Source organism: Micrococcus sp. H39-S4 (assembly GCF_027158145.1).
GTDB classification, from domain to species: domain Bacteria; phylum Actinomycetota; class Actinomycetes; order Actinomycetales; family Micrococcaceae; genus Micrococcus; species Micrococcus luteus.
Map to the genome: position 1 here is coordinate 336198 of NZ_JAPVLT010000001.1, position 16124 is coordinate 352321.

General features: G+C 72.8%; 13 protein-coding genes, 3 tRNA genes and 1 pseudogene. 10 read left to right on the forward strand and 7 right to left on the reverse strand.

Annotated features, from left to right (window positions below; translation table 11 throughout):
* Positions 1-21 precede the first annotated feature (21 nt).
* A tRNA-Arg gene (locus O3T09_RS01605) sits at positions 22-95 on the reverse strand.
* A gap of 199 nt (positions 96-294) precedes the next feature.
* Here O3T09_RS01605 and O3T09_RS01610 point away from each other — a divergent pair.
* Both O3T09_RS01610 and ettA read left to right on the forward strand, forming a co-directional pair.
* Entirely contained in the window at positions 295-843 is a 549-nt protein-coding gene (locus tag O3T09_RS01610) for a single-stranded DNA-binding protein (protein ID WP_036316845.1), read from the forward strand.
* Between the two features lie 91 nt (positions 844-934).
* Positions 935-2617 (forward strand): energy-dependent translational throttle protein EttA, encoded by a 1683-nt coding sequence (ettA, locus tag O3T09_RS01615; protein ID WP_060974242.1) that lies wholly within the window; start codon positions 935-937, stop codon positions 2615-2617.
* An 84-nt stretch (positions 2618-2701) separates the two neighbouring features.
* Here the strand turns inward: ettA and O3T09_RS01620 are convergent, their stop codons facing one another.
* The gene (locus tag O3T09_RS01620) at positions 2702-3721 is read right to left on the reverse strand and encodes an acyl-CoA thioesterase (RefSeq protein ID WP_036316850.1); all 1020 of its coding nucleotides are present in this window, start codon (positions 3719-3721) and stop codon (positions 2702-2704) included.
* 77 nt (positions 3722-3798) lie between these two features.
* Between O3T09_RS01620 and O3T09_RS01625 the strand changes: the two genes are divergently transcribed.
* Complete coding sequence (locus O3T09_RS01625) at positions 3799-4509, forward strand: hypothetical protein (RefSeq protein WP_044659098.1); 711 nt, start codon at positions 3799-3801, stop codon at positions 4507-4509.
* Between the two features lie 37 nt (positions 4510-4546).
* On the opposite strand, the gene O3T09_RS01630 is transcribed toward O3T09_RS01625, so the two are convergent.
* The 4 genes and pseudogenes from O3T09_RS01630 to O3T09_RS01645 form a co-directional block, all read right to left on the reverse strand.
* Positions 4547-5020 (reverse strand): globin, encoded by a 474-nt coding sequence (locus O3T09_RS01630; RefSeq protein ID WP_158184944.1) that lies wholly within the window; start codon positions 5018-5020, stop codon positions 4547-4549.
* A gap of 168 nt (positions 5021-5188) precedes the next feature.
* Positions 5189-5620: pseudogene (locus O3T09_RS01635) on the reverse strand (OsmC family protein); the annotation flags it as partial.
* 135 nt (positions 5621-5755) lie between these two features.
* The gene (gene pepN, locus O3T09_RS01640; RefSeq protein ID WP_254184110.1) at positions 5756-8377 is read right to left on the reverse strand and encodes an aminopeptidase N; all 2622 of its coding nucleotides are present in this window, start codon (positions 8375-8377) and stop codon (positions 5756-5758) included.
* Positions 8378-8532: 155 nt separating this feature from the next.
* Positions 8533-9312, reverse strand: coding sequence for an IclR family transcriptional regulator (locus O3T09_RS01645; protein WP_169577766.1), 780 nt, complete (start codon positions 9310-9312; stop codon positions 8533-8535).
* Between the two features lie 174 nt (positions 9313-9486).
* Here O3T09_RS01645 and O3T09_RS01650 point away from each other — a divergent pair, with 174 nt between their 5' ends.
* From O3T09_RS01650 to O3T09_RS01665, 4 genes are all read left to right on the forward strand, one after another.
* The gene (locus tag O3T09_RS01650) at positions 9487-10341 is read left to right on the forward strand and encodes an alpha/beta fold hydrolase (RefSeq protein WP_049146105.1); all 855 of its coding nucleotides are present in this window, start codon (positions 9487-9489) and stop codon (positions 10339-10341) included.
* A 14-nt stretch (positions 10342-10355) separates the two neighbouring features.
* A complete protein-coding gene (locus tag O3T09_RS01655) occupies positions 10356-11921 on the forward strand; it encodes a flavin-containing monooxygenase (protein WP_049146108.1) in 1566 nt (521 codons plus the stop codon).
* A gap of 86 nt (positions 11922-12007) precedes the next feature.
* Positions 12008-12481 carry a ribose-5-phosphate isomerase gene (locus O3T09_RS01660; RefSeq protein WP_044659097.1) on the forward strand — a complete coding sequence of 158 codons (474 nt, stop codon included), beginning with the start codon at positions 12008-12010 and terminating at the stop codon, positions 12479-12481.
* Positions 12482-13393, forward strand: coding sequence for an Fpg/Nei family DNA glycosylase (locus O3T09_RS01665; RefSeq protein ID WP_041104798.1), 912 nt, complete (start codon positions 12482-12484; stop codon positions 13391-13393).
* A gap of 122 nt (positions 13394-13515) precedes the next feature.
* Here the strand turns inward: O3T09_RS01665 and O3T09_RS01670 are convergent.
* Positions 13516-13586, reverse strand: a tRNA-Gly gene (locus O3T09_RS01670).
* A gap of 76 nt (positions 13587-13662) precedes the next feature.
* On the opposite strand from O3T09_RS01670, the gene O3T09_RS01675 reads away from it, so the two are divergent.
* From O3T09_RS01675 to tig, 3 genes are all read left to right on the forward strand, one after another.
* Complete coding sequence (locus O3T09_RS01675) at positions 13663-14556, forward strand: SDR family oxidoreductase (protein ID WP_036316872.1); 894 nt, start codon at positions 13663-13665, stop codon at positions 14554-14556.
* 83 nt (positions 14557-14639) lie between these two features.
* Positions 14640-14713: transfer RNA gene (locus tag O3T09_RS01680), tRNA-Pro, on the forward strand.
* Between the two features lie 42 nt (positions 14714-14755).
* A complete protein-coding gene (tig, locus tag O3T09_RS01685) occupies positions 14756-16111 on the forward strand; it encodes a trigger factor (protein ID WP_101965505.1) in 1356 nt (451 codons plus the stop codon).
* Positions 16112-16124 lie beyond the last annotated feature (13 nt).

The window sequence follows — 16124 nt, forward strand, 5'->3', positions numbered from 1 at the left end:
CGGCTCCGCCCCTGGTCTGGGTGCCCCAGGAGGGATTCGAACCCCCGACCGGCGGATTAGAAGGCCGCTGCTCTGTCCAGCTGAGCTACTGGGGCTGGGCCGTGTCAGTCTAACGGCCACCGGCCGCGGCGCCGTCGACTCCTGCACAGTCGCCCGGGGACCTCCGCGCGTCCCCAAGCCGGCCCCCGATCCTGCCGGGGCGCCCCGCGGCGGGGTTGTCTGGCGGTGGCGGATCAGCCGATGCGCCGACGACCCGCCCCGGCGCCCACCGGGGCCCAGCCCAGGAGGCACACCATGCAGGACCTCATCACCGTGCGCGGCTTCGTGGCCACGGACCCCGCCACCCGCCACACCGCATCCGGGGCCGCCGTGACCGGCTTCCGCCTGGCCACCACCGAGCGGCGCTTCGACCGCGAGACCGCCGAGTGGGTGGACGCCCACACCAACTGGTACAGCATCTCGGCGTTCGGCCAGCTCGGCTCGAACACCGCCCAGTCCGTGAAGAAGGGCAACCCCGTGATCGTCACCGGTCGACTCCGGGTCCGCGACTGGTCCTCGGGCGATCGCTCCGGCACGTCCGTGGACGTGGTGGCGGACGCCGTCGGGCTGGACCTGGGCTTCGGCTCGGCGGCGTTCCAGCGCAGCCAGCGCGCGGCCGTGCCGCGCCCCGAGTCGGCCCCGCGCGACGACGCGTCGGGCGGACGGGCCGGCGCGGTCGGCGACGGGTTCAGCGCGGGCCTGCCGGACGGGTTCCAGGGTGGCGACGCCCCGGCCTCGCCCGGCCCGGACGAGTCGGACGCGGGCGCCCCCGAGCGCGAGCCGGCGGCGGCCGGCGTCGCCTGACCACGGGGCGGCACGGAGGGGGAGCGGGCTCGGTGGTCGCGGGATCGGCACGATGAGTGGAATCCCGCGGCCACCGACTAGCCTGGGCCGCATGGCGGAATTCATCTACACGATGGTCAAGGCCCGCAAGAAGGTGGGCGACAAACTGATCCTGGACGACGTCACCATGTCGTTCTACCCCGGGGCGAAGATCGGCATGGTCGGCCCCAACGGCGCCGGCAAGTCGACGATCCTGAAGATCATGGCCGGGCTGGACGAGCCCTCGAACGGCGAGGCGCGGCTCTCTCCCGGCTACTCGGTGGGCATCCTGATGCAGGAGCCCAAGCTGGACGAGTCCAAGACCGTGCTCGAGAACGTCCAGGAGGGCGTCGGCGAGATCTACGGCAAGATCCAGCGCTACAACCAGATCTCCGAGGAGATGGCGAACCCGGACGCGGACTTCGACGCCCTCATGGAGGAGATGGGCGAACTGCAGTCCGCCATCGACGCCGCGGACGCGTGGGACATCGACTCCCAGCTCGAGCAGGCGATGGACGCCCTGCGCACGCCCCCGGGGGACGAGCCGGTCACAAACCTCTCCGGTGGCGAGAAGCGCCGCGTCGCGCTGTGCAAGCTGCTGTTGGAGAAGCCGGACCTCCTCCTGCTCGACGAGCCCACCAACCACCTGGACGCCGAGTCCGTGCTGTGGCTCGAGCAGCACCTGGCCTCCTACCCGGGCGCCGTCATCGCCGTCACCCACGACCGGTACTTCCTCGACCACGTCGCGGAGTGGATCGCGGAGGTCGACCGCGGCCGCCTCTACCCGTACGAGGGCAACTACTCCACCTACCTGGAGACCAAGCGCGCCCGCCTCGAGGTGCAGGGCAAGAAGGACGCCAAGCTCGCCAAGCGCCTGGCCGATGAGCTCGACTGGGTCCGCTCCAACACGAAGGGCCGCCAGGCGAAGTCCAAGGCCCGCCTGGCCCGCTACGAGGAGATGGCGGCCGAGGCCGAGAAGACCCGCAAGCTGGACTTCGAGGAGATCCAGATCCCGCCGGGCCCGCGCCTGGGCACCGTCGTGATCGAGGCCAAGGACCTGAAGAAGGGCTTCGGGGACCGCGTCCTCATCGACGGCCTGTCCTTCTCCCTGCCCCGCAACGGCATCGTCGGCGTGATCGGCCCGAACGGCGTCGGCAAGACCACCCTGTTCAAGACCATCGTCGGTCTCGAGCCCCTGGACGGCGGCGAGCTGAAGATCGGCGAGACCGTGAAGATCTCGTACGTGGACCAGTCCCGCTCCAACATCGACCCCGAGAAGTCGCTGTGGGAGGTCGTCTCGGACGGCCTGGACTACATCAAGGTCGGCAACGTCGAGATGCCCTCGCGCGCCTACGTGTCCGCGTTCGGCTTCAAGGGCCCGGACCAGCAGAAGAAGGCCGGCGTGCTCTCCGGCGGTGAGCGCAACCGCCTGAACCTGGCCCTGACCCTCAAGGAGGGCGGCAACCTGCTGCTCCTCGACGAGCCCACCAACGACCTCGACGTGGAGACCCTGACCTCCCTCGAGAACGCGCTGCTCGAGTTCCCGGGCTGCGCCGTCGTCGTCTCGCACGACCGCTGGTTCCTGGACCGCGTGGCCACCCACATGCTGGCCTACGAGGGCACCGCGGAGGACCCGGCCAACTGGTACTGGTACGAGGGCAACTTCGAGTCCTACGAGGCCAACAAGGTCGATCGGCTCGGCCCCGAGGCCGCCCGCCCGCACCGGATGACGCACCGCAAGCTCACGCGCGACTGAGCCGACGCGCCCCCGGGCGCCGCGCCGACGACGGCCCGCCGCGATCACGTGATCGCGACGGGCCGTCGTCGCGCCGGGGCGGGGTCAGCGCCGCCAGCTGCGGCGCAGCACCGTCCGCAGGGCCATGCGCTGGGCCGCGCCACGCACGCGCGCCCGCCGGGCGGCGGCCCCCTCGGGCAGGCGGATCATGCCCTCCTGGGCGACCGTGGCCACGAGCGTCCCGTCCTCGGTGAACACGGCGCCCGTGCCGAGGCCGCGCGCGCCCTGGGCGCTGGGGGAGTCCTGGACGTAGAGCAGCCACTGGTCGACGCGGGCGGGCCGGTGGAACCACATCGCGTGGTCCAGGGACGCCACGGACATGCCGGGCTGGATCCAGGCGACGCCGTGCTGCCGCAGGATCGGCTCGAGAAGCGTGTAGTCCGAGGCGTAGGTGAGCGCCGCCCGGTGCAGCGCGGGGTCGTCGGCCAGCGGCGTGAACGTCTTCATCCACACCATGTTGCGGTTCTCGGTCTCCGGGGCCGGGTCCACGTAGAGGGCCGGGGTGACGTGACGGATGTCGAACGGCCGGGCCCACGCCCACTCCTGAGCCACGGGGTGGTTGATGCCGCCCAGCACGTCCGCTGTCGTGGGCAGGTCCTCGGGCCGGGGCACGCCCTCGGGCATGGCCACCTGGTGGTCCAGCGCGCTGCCGGCGGGTTCCTGGAAGGAGCAGGTCAGGGCGAGGATGGCCTTCTCGTTCTGAGAGGCCAGCACCCGGCGGACGGAGAAGGAGCGGCCGTCCCGCAGCGTCTCGACGGTGAACGTGATGGGCTGCAGCGCGTCCCCGGGGCGGATGAAGTAGCCGTGGAGCGAGTGGGCGGGGCGGGCGCCCGGCACCGTGCGGGAGGCGGCCGCCAGCGACTGGGCGAGCACCTGGCCGCCGAACACCCGGCCGCGCGTCTGCCGGGGAGTCGTGCCCGTGAAGCGGACCTGACCCGTCACCGGGTCCGGCGCGGCCGGCGTCAGCTCCAGGATCCCGCGCAGCACGTCGGTGGGGTCCTTCGGGGCCGAGGCCGGACGGCCCGGTGCGCGACTGGGGCGGGGACGGGGATGGCGCTGCGGCACGAACGGCTCCTTCGACGTGGATGGACCCCGCGACGGCGGGGCGGCCCGGGACGCGACGGACCTGGGACAATGCTTGCATGACCGAGCACTCCGCCGCCGCACCAGTCCTCCGCTTCGTCGACGACCGCGCTGTGCGGGACCTCGAGCAGCTGGCCACCCGCGCCCGTCGCGTCGCCGACACGGGGATGCGCCTGCACGTCGTGCCTGAGGCAGGGCGCTCCCGCACCCCGATGCTCGCCCAGTGGGTCTCCGTGCTGCAGCCGGCCGGGCTCGGAGACGGGGTGCCCGTCGTCCTGGGGCTGCGCACCGTGCCCCTGGCGACCGCCGACGGCGTGGCGGACCTGGACGCCGTCGTCGCCCTGGGCTCCGTCACCGAGCGCACCGCCCGGATGCGCGGCCAGGACCCCGTCGACCTGGCGTTCGCCGTGCCGCCGGGCCGCGAGCACGTCACCTGGACCGCGCTGACCCCGCCCCGCGGCGGCTGGACGCCCGTGGCCGAGGTCGCCGACGAGGAGCTGGCCGAAGTGGCCACGCGCGGCGCCGACGCCGTGCGGGACGCCCTGCCCGAGAACCCGGGGGAGGCGCTGGTCCGCAAGATCCGGGCGCAGATGTGGGGACCCCTGCTCGGGGGCGACGCTCTGCAGTTCCCGGCCGGCATGGCCTTCGGCGCGCACGCGCTGGGCTTCCTGCGGCCCGGCGGCCGCGCCCGGCTCAGCACGGCGGGGCCATGGACGCGCCTGGACGCCCCCGGCGGCTTCGTACTGGGCCGCCCCGCCATGGCGGTGTGAGCCCGCGCCCCATGTCGGGGCGCGGACCGCGGGCCGGTCAGGCCGAGTTCTGCAGGGAGTGGGCGGCCCGCTCCAGGTAGTCCCAGAGTTCGGCCTCGTGCAGCGGTGACAGCTCCAGCGTGTCCACGGCGGCGCGCATGTGCCGCAGCCACGCGTCGCGCGCGGCCGGGTCGATCCGATACGAGGCGTGGCGCATGCGCAGGCGGGGGTGGCCGCGCTCCTCGGAGTACGTCCGCGGTCCGCCCCAGTACTGCTCCAGGAACATCAGCAGCCGGCGCTGGGCGCCCTCGAAGTCGTCCTGCGGATACATCGGGGCGAGGATCTCGTCTTCGCGCACGCGGGCGTAGAACTCGGCGGTCAGCCGGTCGAAGGTCGGGCGGCCGCCGACGGCGTCGTAGAAGCTGGTGGCCTGACCGGGCGCGGCCGGGGTCCCCGGGGTCGCACCGGCGGGGCCCGCCGCGGCGTCGCGGGCGCGCACCTGCTCCACCGGGGCGGGCGTGCCCTCCTGCATCACCGGCTCGACCTCGGTGGGCCGCTCCGCCAGGCCCGTCACACGGGACGGGCCCTTGGCGACGCGCGGCCGCAGCACCGCCAGGGGGGCGCCCAGGCGCGCGGAGTGGTCCGGCAGCGTCGGCGTGCCGGTGGGCAGGGCCTCGGGGCGGACCGGCTCGACGGTGACCGGGGCCGAGAGCGAGTTCGCGATGAAGCACAGCCGGTGCGCCTCGGCGTGGAGGGCCTCGGCCCGCTCCCGGTCGGCCTCGTCCTGCAGCGTGACCTCGGGCCGCAGCGTGATCGCGATGAACCGCCCGGCGCCGTCGCCGTCCACCTCGAGCTCGCCCTCGACCCCGCACGTCATCCCCGTGACCACGACCCCGGAGGTCGCCGCGACATGGAGGTACGAGAGCACGTGGCACTCGGCGAGCGCGCCGAGCAGGAGGGTCTCCGGGTTCCACTTCGAGTCGTCGCCGCGGAAGGGGCGGGCGGCCGAGGCCTGGATCTCGCCGACGGCGGCGTCCTGGATCACCACGGAGCGGTCGTAGTCGCGGACGCCGGAGGTGCCCGAGCCGCGGTCGCCCGTCCACTCGGTGCGCAGGGAGAAGGTGTGCTTCATGGGTTCCAGCCTAGCCAGCCCGCGCCTCGACGGCGGCCGGGGCGGTGCTGGAGGGCATCTTCCGTGGAATGCCCACCAGCACCGCCCCGCAGGCGCCAGCAGAGGCGTCAGCCGCGGCTGCCGCCGCCGTCCGGCTCAGGCCCCGGCGTGGACCTGATGCACGTGCGCCGTCGCGTGCTCGCGCGCGGCCAGGGCGCGGACGGTCTCGTCCCGGCCCTCGGCGAGGACGCGGGACAGCCCCGCGCGGGTGCCGGCCAGCCGCTCGGACAGGGCGGTGGCGCGGTCGGCGATCTCCCGGGTGACCTGGGCGGTCGGGTAGCCCAGCGTCGCGGCGGTCTCGGCCATCTCGTGAGAACGGGAGTCCCACATCGCCTCGACGCCTTCGAAATAGGAGTCCGCGAAGGGCGCGATCAGCGCGGCGTCGTGGACCCGCGCGAACCCGATCAGGGCCTGGCGCTGCTCCGTGTTGGACAGCTCGCCGGCCATCACTCGGTCCCAGGCCGCGCGCTTGGCCTCGGCCGTCGGCACGGCGGCCCGGGCCTGGATCGCGGCGAGCGCGCCCGTGGCGGTCGCGTCGGCGCGCTCGGCCTCGGCGATCTCGGCCTCCCCGGCACGGCTGGCCGCCACCAGCGCAGTGAGCAGCTCCCAGCGCAGGTCCGTGGTGAGGTCCAGCCCGGGCACGGTGCGGGTGCCGTCCACGAGGGCCGCCAGGCGGTCCAGCTGCGCCGTGGTGCGCGCGTGCAGGGCGAACGCCTTGACGAACTGCAGCTGGTTGTCCGAGCCGTCCTCGGCCTCCGCGACGAGGCCCCACAGACGGTCGGCCGCCGCGACCCGCACGGCCTCGGCCTGGTCCTCGGGCAGGTACAGGCCGATCGCCGTCGCGAGCTGGCGCAGCAGCGTCTGCACCACGGACGAGTCCCGCTCGTGGCCGACGTTGGCGAGGACGAGGTCGACGAACCAGGCGGCGGAGGCCTCGCCGTCGCGCACGGTGTCCCAGGCCGCCCCCCACAGCAGCGTGCGCGCCAGCGAGCCGTCCACATCCTTCAGACGGGTGGACGCGGCCTCCCACGAGGCGTCGTCGAGGCGCAGCTTGGCGTAGGCCAGGTCGTCGTCGTTGGGCAGGATCACGGCGGGACGACGGCGGCCGGCGGCCTCGGCGACCTCGGTCACCTCCCCGGCCACGTCGAGCTCGAAGCGCTCGGTGCGGGTCAGGCGGCCCGTGGCCTCGTCCACGTCGTAGAAGCCCACGGCCAGGCGGTGGGGGCGGAGCACGTCGTCGCCGGGCGCCGACGGCGAGCCGTCCGGGGCGCTCTGGCGCAGGCGCAGCGCGGTGATGGTGCCGGCCTCATCCGTCTCCACCTCCGTGCGCAGCGTGTTCACGCCCGAGGTCTCGAGCCACAGGCGGGTCCACTCGGACAGGTCTCGGCCGGACGCGGCCTCGAGCTCGGACATGAGGTCCGGCAGCTCGGTGTTGCCCCACGCGTGCTGGGCGATGTACGCGCGGACGCCGGCCATGAAGTTCTCCTGGCCCACCCAGGCCACGAGCTGGCGGAGCACGGAGGCGCCCTTGGCGTAGGTGATGCCGTCGAAGTTGACGAGCACGTCGTCGAGGTCGCGGATCCGGGCCTTGATGGGGTGCGTGGAGGAGAGCTGGTCCTGACGGTAGGCCCAGTTCTTCTCCATGGAGGAGAAGGTGGTCCAGGCGCCGGTGTACTGCGTGTTCTCGGCGGCGGCGAGCGTGGACATGAACTCGGCGAAGGACTCGTTGAGCCACAGGTCGTTCCACCAGCGCATGGTGACCAGGTCGCCGAACCACATGTGGGCGAGCTCGTGGAGGATCGTGATGGCGCGGCGCTCGATCAGCGCCTCCGGCACGGTCCCGCGGAAGACGTACGACTCGAGGAAGGTCACGCAGCCGGCGTTCTCCATGGCGCCGGCGTTGAACTCGGGCACGAACAGCTGGTCGTACTTCTCGAACGGGTAGGCGTGGCCGTACTGGGCCTCGAAGAACTCGAAGCCCTGGCGGGTGAGCTCGAAGACGTTCTCCGCGTCCAGGTGCTCCACCAGCGACGCGCGGCAGTAGACGCCGAGGGGGATCGTGCGGCCGTCGGCGCTGGTCAGCTCCGAGTGCACGGAGGCGTACGGGCCGGCGACGAGCGCGGTGATGTAGGAGGAGATGCGCGGGGTGGGGGTGAACTCCCAGACCGCGGCATCCACGCCCTGCGGGTTCTCCTCGGTCGCCACGACGCCGAGGGTGCGGCGGGAGGCCTCCGGCTGGTTGGACACCACGGCCCAGTGCGCCGGCGCGGTCACCGTGAAGCGGAAGGCGGCCTTGAGGTCGGGCTGCTCGAACACCGCGAACATGCGGCGGGAGTCCGGCACCTCGAACTGGGTGTAGAGGTAGACCTCCTGGTCCACGGGGTCCACGAACCGGTGCAGGCCCTCGCCGGTGTTGCTGTAGTCTCCGAGCCCGTCGACCACGAGGGTGTTCTGCGCCGCCAGCGGGCCGATCCGCAGTCGGGCGCCGTCGAAGTCCGCCACGTCCAGCGCCTCGCCGTTGAGGGTCACCGTGGGAGCCTGCTCCGCCACGAAGTCGATCCACGTGTGGGTGCCCACCGCGTCCTGCGTGGCCGCGAACGTCACGGTGGTGGCCGTGCGGAAGTGCTCCGCTCCGCGGGTGAGGTCCAGGCTCACCTCGTACGCGTCCACGGTGAGGGCGGCCGCGCGCGCGGCGGCCTCTTCACGGGTGATGTTCATGGCGGCGGCGGTGGTCACGGTCGGACTCCTCCTGGGGTCGGGTGGATGCGGCACGGCCGGGCGCCTGTGATGGGGGCCATGGCACGGTGCTCCCCAGTGTGCCACCTGGCCCGGGCGTCGTGGACGGCCGCGGAAGGGCGGGCCAGCCGGCGTGCTCAGCCCCCGATCTCGGCCAGTCGGGTCGCCGCCGCACGCAGCACCTCAGCCACCTCGGGCACGCGTGCCGGTGGCATCCGCTGCTCGGCCGCCGAGGCCGTGAGGGACACCTGGGGGATGCTTCCCGTCCGCGCCGGAACGCCACAGGCGACTCCGGCCACCCCGGGCACGACCGGCACACCGCCGCACCACCCCTGCTCGTCCATCTGACGCAGCAGGGTGTTCAGCAGGTCGTGCAGGGCCCCGTCATCCGTCAGGTTCCAGCGGCGGGGAGGCCGGGCGACGACCGCGTCCACCTCCGCTCGCCGGCGCTCGGGCGGCAGGGCGGCCAGGAGCGCGATGCCGGCGTACCCGGCGGCAAGCCGCTTGACCTCGCCGACCTCCACGGTGAAGACGCGCACGGGGGAGTCGCCGTCGCATCGCAGGAGGTAGGCCACTCCGCCCGCAGCCCGTGCCGCCAGGTAGACCGTGTCCCCCAGCTCGTCCGCGGCGGCCTGGACCACGGCCCGGCTGGCCTCGCGTTCGATCAGGCACCGCGGCGTCACCGGTTCGAACCCGACCGGGCCCCACCGATCACCGAGTGCATAGGCGGCCCCGCGCCGGGTCACAGCACCCTGCTCCGCCAGGTCGGCCAGCAGCCGATGGGCGGTGGGCTGGGGCAGACCCGTCCGCTGGACGAGCTGGCTCAGCCGCAGGCCGGCGGGTCCGGCCTCGTGCAGCAGACGCATCACGAGGGCGGCACGGGGCAGGACGCCGGTGGGCGGGGGCAAAGGGGTCACCGGTCCATCGTGCCGCAGCTCCGGCGTCAGAGCTAGTTCCATTAGATGGACTGAGCGACCTAGCCCCCTGCTTGCATTGCTGGGCCTGATAGCGCCATGCTGGGAAATGTAGGGCGCGTCACATCGCAGGTGTCGGGCCCCATAGTCCACATATCGGTTTCCAGGAGGAGCCTCATGCCACTGACCGCATCGACCGTCACGCGCACCGTCAGCGTGGACGGTGCCTCCGTCACCTGCCACGACTCGGTGACACCCGGGGAGCTCGACCGGCCTCTCGTGCTGGTCCACGGCACGGGCGGGACGACCGCCTCGCACTTCGGCCACCTGTTCCCGATGATGGCCACGCGGACGCGCGTCATCGCCGTGGACTGGGCGCCGACGGCCGACCCCGCCGCAGACCTGACCGTCGACCTGCTGGTCGGCCAGGTGCGGGCTGTCGTCGACGAGCTCCTCGGCCCCGACGCCGCGTTCGACCTGCTGGGCTACTCACTCGGCGCCGTCGTGGCCGGGCAGCTGGCCGCCGACCTCGGTCGCCGTGTGGAGAACCTCGTGCTCGTGGCCGGCTGGGCGACGACGGATGTCCACCAGCGCCTGCGCAACGAGGTCTGGCGGCACCTGTACGCCACGAGCCCTGATGCCCTGGCCCGTTACACGGCCTTCTGCGGCCTGTCCCCGCTGGCCCTGCGCTCCCTGACCCCGGCCATGCTCGACGGGGCGCTCGCCTCCCTGACCGCGGACGAGTTCACCGCCCGGCAGATGGACCTGAACGCCCGCGTGGACGTCGCCGACCGTCTCTCCGCCGTCACCGCGCGGACACTGATCGTCTCCTGTGCCGAGGACATCATGGTCCCGCCCCATCACCAGTACGAGCTGCTCGGCATCATCGACGACGCGCGGCTGACGACCATGACGAGCGGCCACGCCTTCTTCCTCGAGCGCCCGGCCGAACTCATGCAGATCGTCGACCTGTACCTGCGCGAGCCCGACCGCCACCCGGCCGGCGCGATCATCCCCGAGACCCACGCCTGAGAGAGGGGCCAGCCATGACCACCGCCATGACCACCACCACCGACGTGCGCCCCGCACCGCGCGACGAGTCCGCCGAGATCCTCATCATCGGCTCCGGATTCGCCGGCCTCGGCATGGGCGCCCAGCTGCGGCGTCACGGCCGCGAGGACTTCCTCATCCTGGACCGCGCCCAGCAGGTCGGCGGGACCTGGAGGGACAACACCTACCCGGGTGCCGCGTGCGACGTCCCGAGCCACCTCTACAGCTTCTCCTTCGCGCCGAACCCGCAGTGGTCGGGCTTCTACACACCGGGTCCGGAGATCCAGGACTACCTCGTGCGCTTCTCCGAGGACGAGGGCCTCACCCCGCACCTGCGTCTCGGGGCGGACATGCTCGAAGCGCACTGGGACCCCGAGACGGAGCGGTGGACGGTGCGGACGCCGCGCGGGACCTACACGGGACGCTGGCTCATCATGGGCACCGGGCACCTCGCCGACCCCCGCCTGCCGGACGTCCCGGGTCTCGACGCCTTCGAGGGCGAGGTCATCCATTCCGCCCGCTGGGACCACACGGTGGACCTGAAGGGCAAGCGTGTCGCCGTCGTCGGCACCGGCGCCTCCGCGATCCAGGTCATCCCCGAGCTGGCGGCGACGGCGGCCGAGCTCGTCGTCTTCCAGCGCACCCCCGCGTGGGTCACCCCGCGCGTGGTCAAGCCGTACTCCGCGGCCGTGCGCCGCATGTTCGAGCGCGCCCCGCACACCATGCAGCGCGAGCGCGACGACATCTTCTGGTTCGCCGAGTCGAACTATGCCCAGCGCCGCGGTGTGCCGGCCGCACTGGACCAGGTCCGGGCCCAGGCCCTCGGGCACCTGGCCGCCGCGGTCTCTGACCCCGAGCTCCGCGAGCGCCTCACGCCGCGGTACCTGCCGGGCTGCAAGCGTGTGCTCGTCTCCAACGACTACTACCCGGCCATGGCCCGGGACAACGTCACCCTGGAGGACAGCGCGCTGGACCGCGTCGAGGGGAGCCGGCTGTTCGGCGTGAGCGGTCACGGGTACGAGGTCGACGTCGTCGTCCTCTGCACCGGCTTCGAGGCGGCCCAGCCGCCGTTCGCCGAGCGCGTCCACGACGGTGAGGGCCGTTCCCTGGCCGATCACTGGAGCAGCGGCATGGCGGCGTTCGACTCCACGGCCGTGGCGGGATTCCCGAATCTGTTCGCCATCAACGGGCCGAACACCTCGCTGGGGCACAACTCGATCGTCTACATCATCGAGTCGCAGATCGCGTACATCTTGGAGGCCCTGGACCGGGTGGAGCACGAGGGAATTAGGACGATGGTCCCCGAGACACTCGCCCAGGAGGAGTACGTGGACCGTCTCCAGGAGCGGGCCGCCACCTCGGTGTGGCTCGTGGACGGCGGCTGCCACTCCTGGTACGTCGACCCCCGCTCGGGCAAGTTGACGCTGATCTGGCCCGACTACGCCTACGACTTCCGCGCCCGCAACGGCCACTTCACCGGGGAGGGCTTCCTCTCCTCGGCGAGTGGGGAGCCCGAGCCCATGCCGGTGCGCGAGCCCGAGCGATCGGTCGCGCTGATCTGAGCCGGCCCGCCCCGGGGCAGGGGGTCGGGTGGGGCCGTCAGTAGACTGACCCCACCCGACCGTCGTCCTTCTGGAGGAGTCTGCGCATGCGCGTCCACATCGCCACCGACCACGCCGGCATGGAGCTGTCCGCCCACCTGGTGGAGCACCTCACCGCCGCTGGCTACGAGATGGTGGACCACGGACCCACCGAGTACGACGCGCAGGACGACTACCCGGGCTTCTGCATCAACGCCGCCCGCGCCGTCGTCGCCGACCGCGAGCAGGGACTGGACTCGCTCGGCATCGTGCTGGGCGGCTCCGGCAACGGCGAGCAGATCGCCGCCAACAAGGTGGCCGGCGTCCGAGCCGCCCTGGCCTGGAACCTGGACACGGCGCGGCTGGCCCGCGCGCACAACGACGCGAACGTCGTGGCCGTCGGCGGTCGACAGCACTCGCTCGAGGAGGCCACCGAGCTCATCGAGGCGTTCCTGGCCGAACCGTTCTCCCAGGACGAGCGCCACGTGCGCCGCATCGGGAAGATCGCGCACTACGAGACCACCGGAGAGGTGCTGATGTGAGTGCCTGAGGGCCACTCCGTCCACCGTCTCGCGCGCCAGTTCACCGACGTCTTCGGCGGCCGCCGGATCCGCGCCACGAGTCCGCAGGGCCGCTTCGCCGAGGGGGCCGCCCTGCTCGACGGCCAGGTCCTGAAGCGCGCCCGGGCCCACGGCAAGCACTTCTTCGCCGACGTCTCCGGCGGCCACGTGCTCCACGTCCACCTGGGCATGTACGGGGCGTGGACCTTCGGCGGGGATCAGGACTTCGCGGCCGCGTCCTCGATCGGCGCACCCCGCCGGATCGGCGAGCGGGAGGTCCACGACGACGGCGCCCCGGCCGCCGAGCCCGCTCGCGACGCCGACGGCTGGGTCCAGCCCCCGCCGCCGGCCGCCACGGTCCGGCTGCGACTGCGCGCCGAGCACGGCTGGGCCGACCTGATCGGCGCGAGCCGGTGCCGCGCGCTCACTCCGGCCGAGGCTGCCGACGTCGTCGCCGGCCTGGGCCCGGATCCGCTGAGCGACGACGATCCCGCGCCGTTCTACGACCTCGCCCGGCGGACACGGCGGCCGATCGGCGTCGTGCTGATGGACCAGGCGGCCGTCAGCGGGATCGGCAACATCTTCCGGGCCGAGGCGCTGTTCCGCGCCGGCATCGACCCGTGGCGGCCGGCCCGGGAGGTCTCCGCGTCGGACCTGGCATTCCTCTGGGCGGACAACGCCGCGCTCATGCGGGAGGGCGTGCGGCTCGGGCGGATCGTCACCACGCGGCCCGAGCACCGGCCGGGGATCCCTGCCGAATCGGCCTGGCCCGAGCACGCGAACTACGTGTACCAGCGGCAGGGCCTGGCCTGCCTCGTGTGCGGGCGCGAGACGATCGTGGTGGAGGAGATGGCGGCCCGGAAGCTCTACCGGTGCCTCACCTGTCAGAGCTGAGGGGCCTGTAGCAGGCCCGACCGGGCACAGCGGTCAAGGCACCGGCGCGGACGACGACGCACCCGAGAAAGCCATGAGCCGGGCCATCGTGTGCACACGATGACCCGGCTCATGAGGTCCGGAGGGGATGACGGGAATCGAACCCGCGTAGCCAGTTTGGAAGACTGGGGCTCTACCATTGAGCTACATCCCCGCGGGGCCGCGCTCGGCGCGGACCAGCGGCTGACACCGTATCACGGCGGGCCCGCGTCGGCCGTGGGGGAAGAGGCATGATGCACGGCTCCCGTCCCGCCCTCCGCAGGGCCGCGTCCGCCCTCGCCGGCCGTCGTCCCCTGTCCCTGCGCGGCGCCACCGTCCTCGTGACGGGCGGCGCGTCCGGCATCGGTCGACTGATCGCCCTGGGGGCCGCCCGCCGCGGCGCGGGCCGCGTCGTCGTCTGGGACCTCGACCTGCAGGGGGCTGAGGCCGTCGCCGCCGAGATCCGGTCTCAGGGCGCGGACGCCCAGGCCGAGCGCGTGGACGTGACGGACGCGGCCGCCGTCGAGGCCGCCGCCGCCCGCGCCGGAGAGGTGGACGTCGCCGTGAACAACGCGGGCGTCGTGACGGGCGTGCGCCTCGAGGACGCCACGGAGGAGGGCATCCGCCGCACCTTCGAGGTGAACGCACTCGCGCCGTACTGGCTGACCCGGGCGGTCCTGCCCGGAATGCGGGCCCGGGACCGCGGGGCCGTGGTCACGGTGGCCTCGGCCGCGGGGTTGGTCGGCGTCGCGCGCCAGACGGACTATTCCGCCACCAAGCACGCCGCGGTCGGCTTCGCCGAGTCCCTCGCCGCGGAGCTGCGCAAGGACGGCAGCCGCGTCACCTCCCTCGCCGTCTGCCCCTTCTACATCGACACCGGGATGTTCGCGGGCGTGCGCAGCCGGGTGCCCTGGCTGCTGCCCGTGCTGGATCCGCGCCACGTGGCGCAGGAGGTGCTGGACGCCGTCGAGGCCGGCCGCACCCGCCTGCTGCTGCCGCGCGCCGTCGGTCTGATCGCGCCCCTGCGCGCCCTGCCGGCGCCCGTCTTCGACCGCGCGATGGACGTCCTCGGGGTCAACGCCACGATGGACGGCTTCACGGGCCGGCGGTCGCGGCTTTTCGCGGGGCGCGAGACGGCGCGCTAGGATTCCACAGTCTGCCCTCGGGCAGTCCCTCGGGTGTCCGGCGAGCCTCCACCGCGTGAGCCCGCCGGCGTCGGGGACGACGGCGGGGTGTAGCTCAGCTTGGTAGAGCGCGCGCTTTGGGAGCGTGAGGCCGCAGGTTCAAATCCTGTCACCCCGACTCGACGTCAAGACCATCCACCACCACCAACAGGAGTCATCCGTGGTCAAGTCCACCGCAGAGAACCTCAGCCCGACCCGCGTCAAGCTGACCGTCGAGGTGCCGTTCGAGGAGGTGAAGCCCGCCCTGGACAAGGCGTTCAAGGACATCGCCAACCAGGTCCAGATCCCGGGCTTCCGCAAGGGCAAGATCCCGGCGCGCCTGATCGAGCAGCGCTTCGGCCGCGAGATCGTCGTGGACCAGGCCGTCAACGAGGGCCTGAACACCTGGTTCTCCGCCGCCATCGCCGAGGCCGAGGTCACGCCGATCTCCCGCCCCGAGGTCGACGTGACCGCCACCCCGGACGCGGAGAACGCCGAGGGCCCGGTGGCCTTCACCGCCGAGTTCGACGTGCGCCCGACCATCGAGCTGCCCGACTACAAGGGCCTCAAGGTGACGGTGGAGCCCGCCCAGGCCACCGAGGAGGACGAGCAGAAGGCCCTCGACGCCCTGCGCTCGCGCTTCGGCTCCCTCAAGGATGTGGACCGCCCGGCCGCCCAGGACGACTTCGTCACGATGAACCTGACCGCCACGGTCGACGGCGAGCAGGTCGACCAGGCCGAGGGCCTGTCCTACCAGGTGGGCGCCGGCACCATGCTCGAGGGCATCGACGAGGCCCTCGACGGCCTGTCCGCCGGCGAGGACGCCACCTTCGAGACCACGCTCAACGGCGGCGAGCACGACGGCGAGACCGCCGTGGTCAAGCTGGAGCTGACGGCCGTCAAGGAGCGCGAGCTGCCCGAGGCCGACGACGAGTTCGCCCAGCTGGCCTCCGAGTTCGACACCATCGCCGAGCTCAAGGAGGACCTGAAGAAGCAGGCCGCCGAGGAGGCCGTGAACCGCCAGGGCGTCGAGGCCCGCGACAAGGTCCTCGAGGAGCTGGCCAAGCTCGTCGAGGTCCCGGTGCCGGACGGCGTCATCGCCGAGCAGGTCGAGCAGCACTTCTCCGCCGGCGGCCACACCGCGGGCGACGACCACGACACCGCCGAGCACCGTGCCGAGCTCGAGCAGAACACCCGCGAGGCGTTCGCCAACGAGGTCATCCTGGACGAGGTCGCCGAGGCCGAGGAGGTCACGGTCGACCAGGGTGAGCTGATCGAGTACATCATCGCCACCTCCTCCGAGTACGGCATGGACCCGAACCAGTTCGCCATGATGCTCGACCAGGGCGGGCAGATCCCGATGATCATGGGCGAGGTCCGCCGCCGCAAGGCCCTGGCCAAGGTCCTCGAGTACGCCGAGGTCACCGACACCGACGGCAAGGCCGTCGACCTGACGGCGTTCGTGACCCCGGGCGGCCAGGAGGCCCTCGACGCCGAGGCCGAGGCCGACGACGCCGCGGCGGCCGAGCAGGCCTGATCCCGGCCGGTGG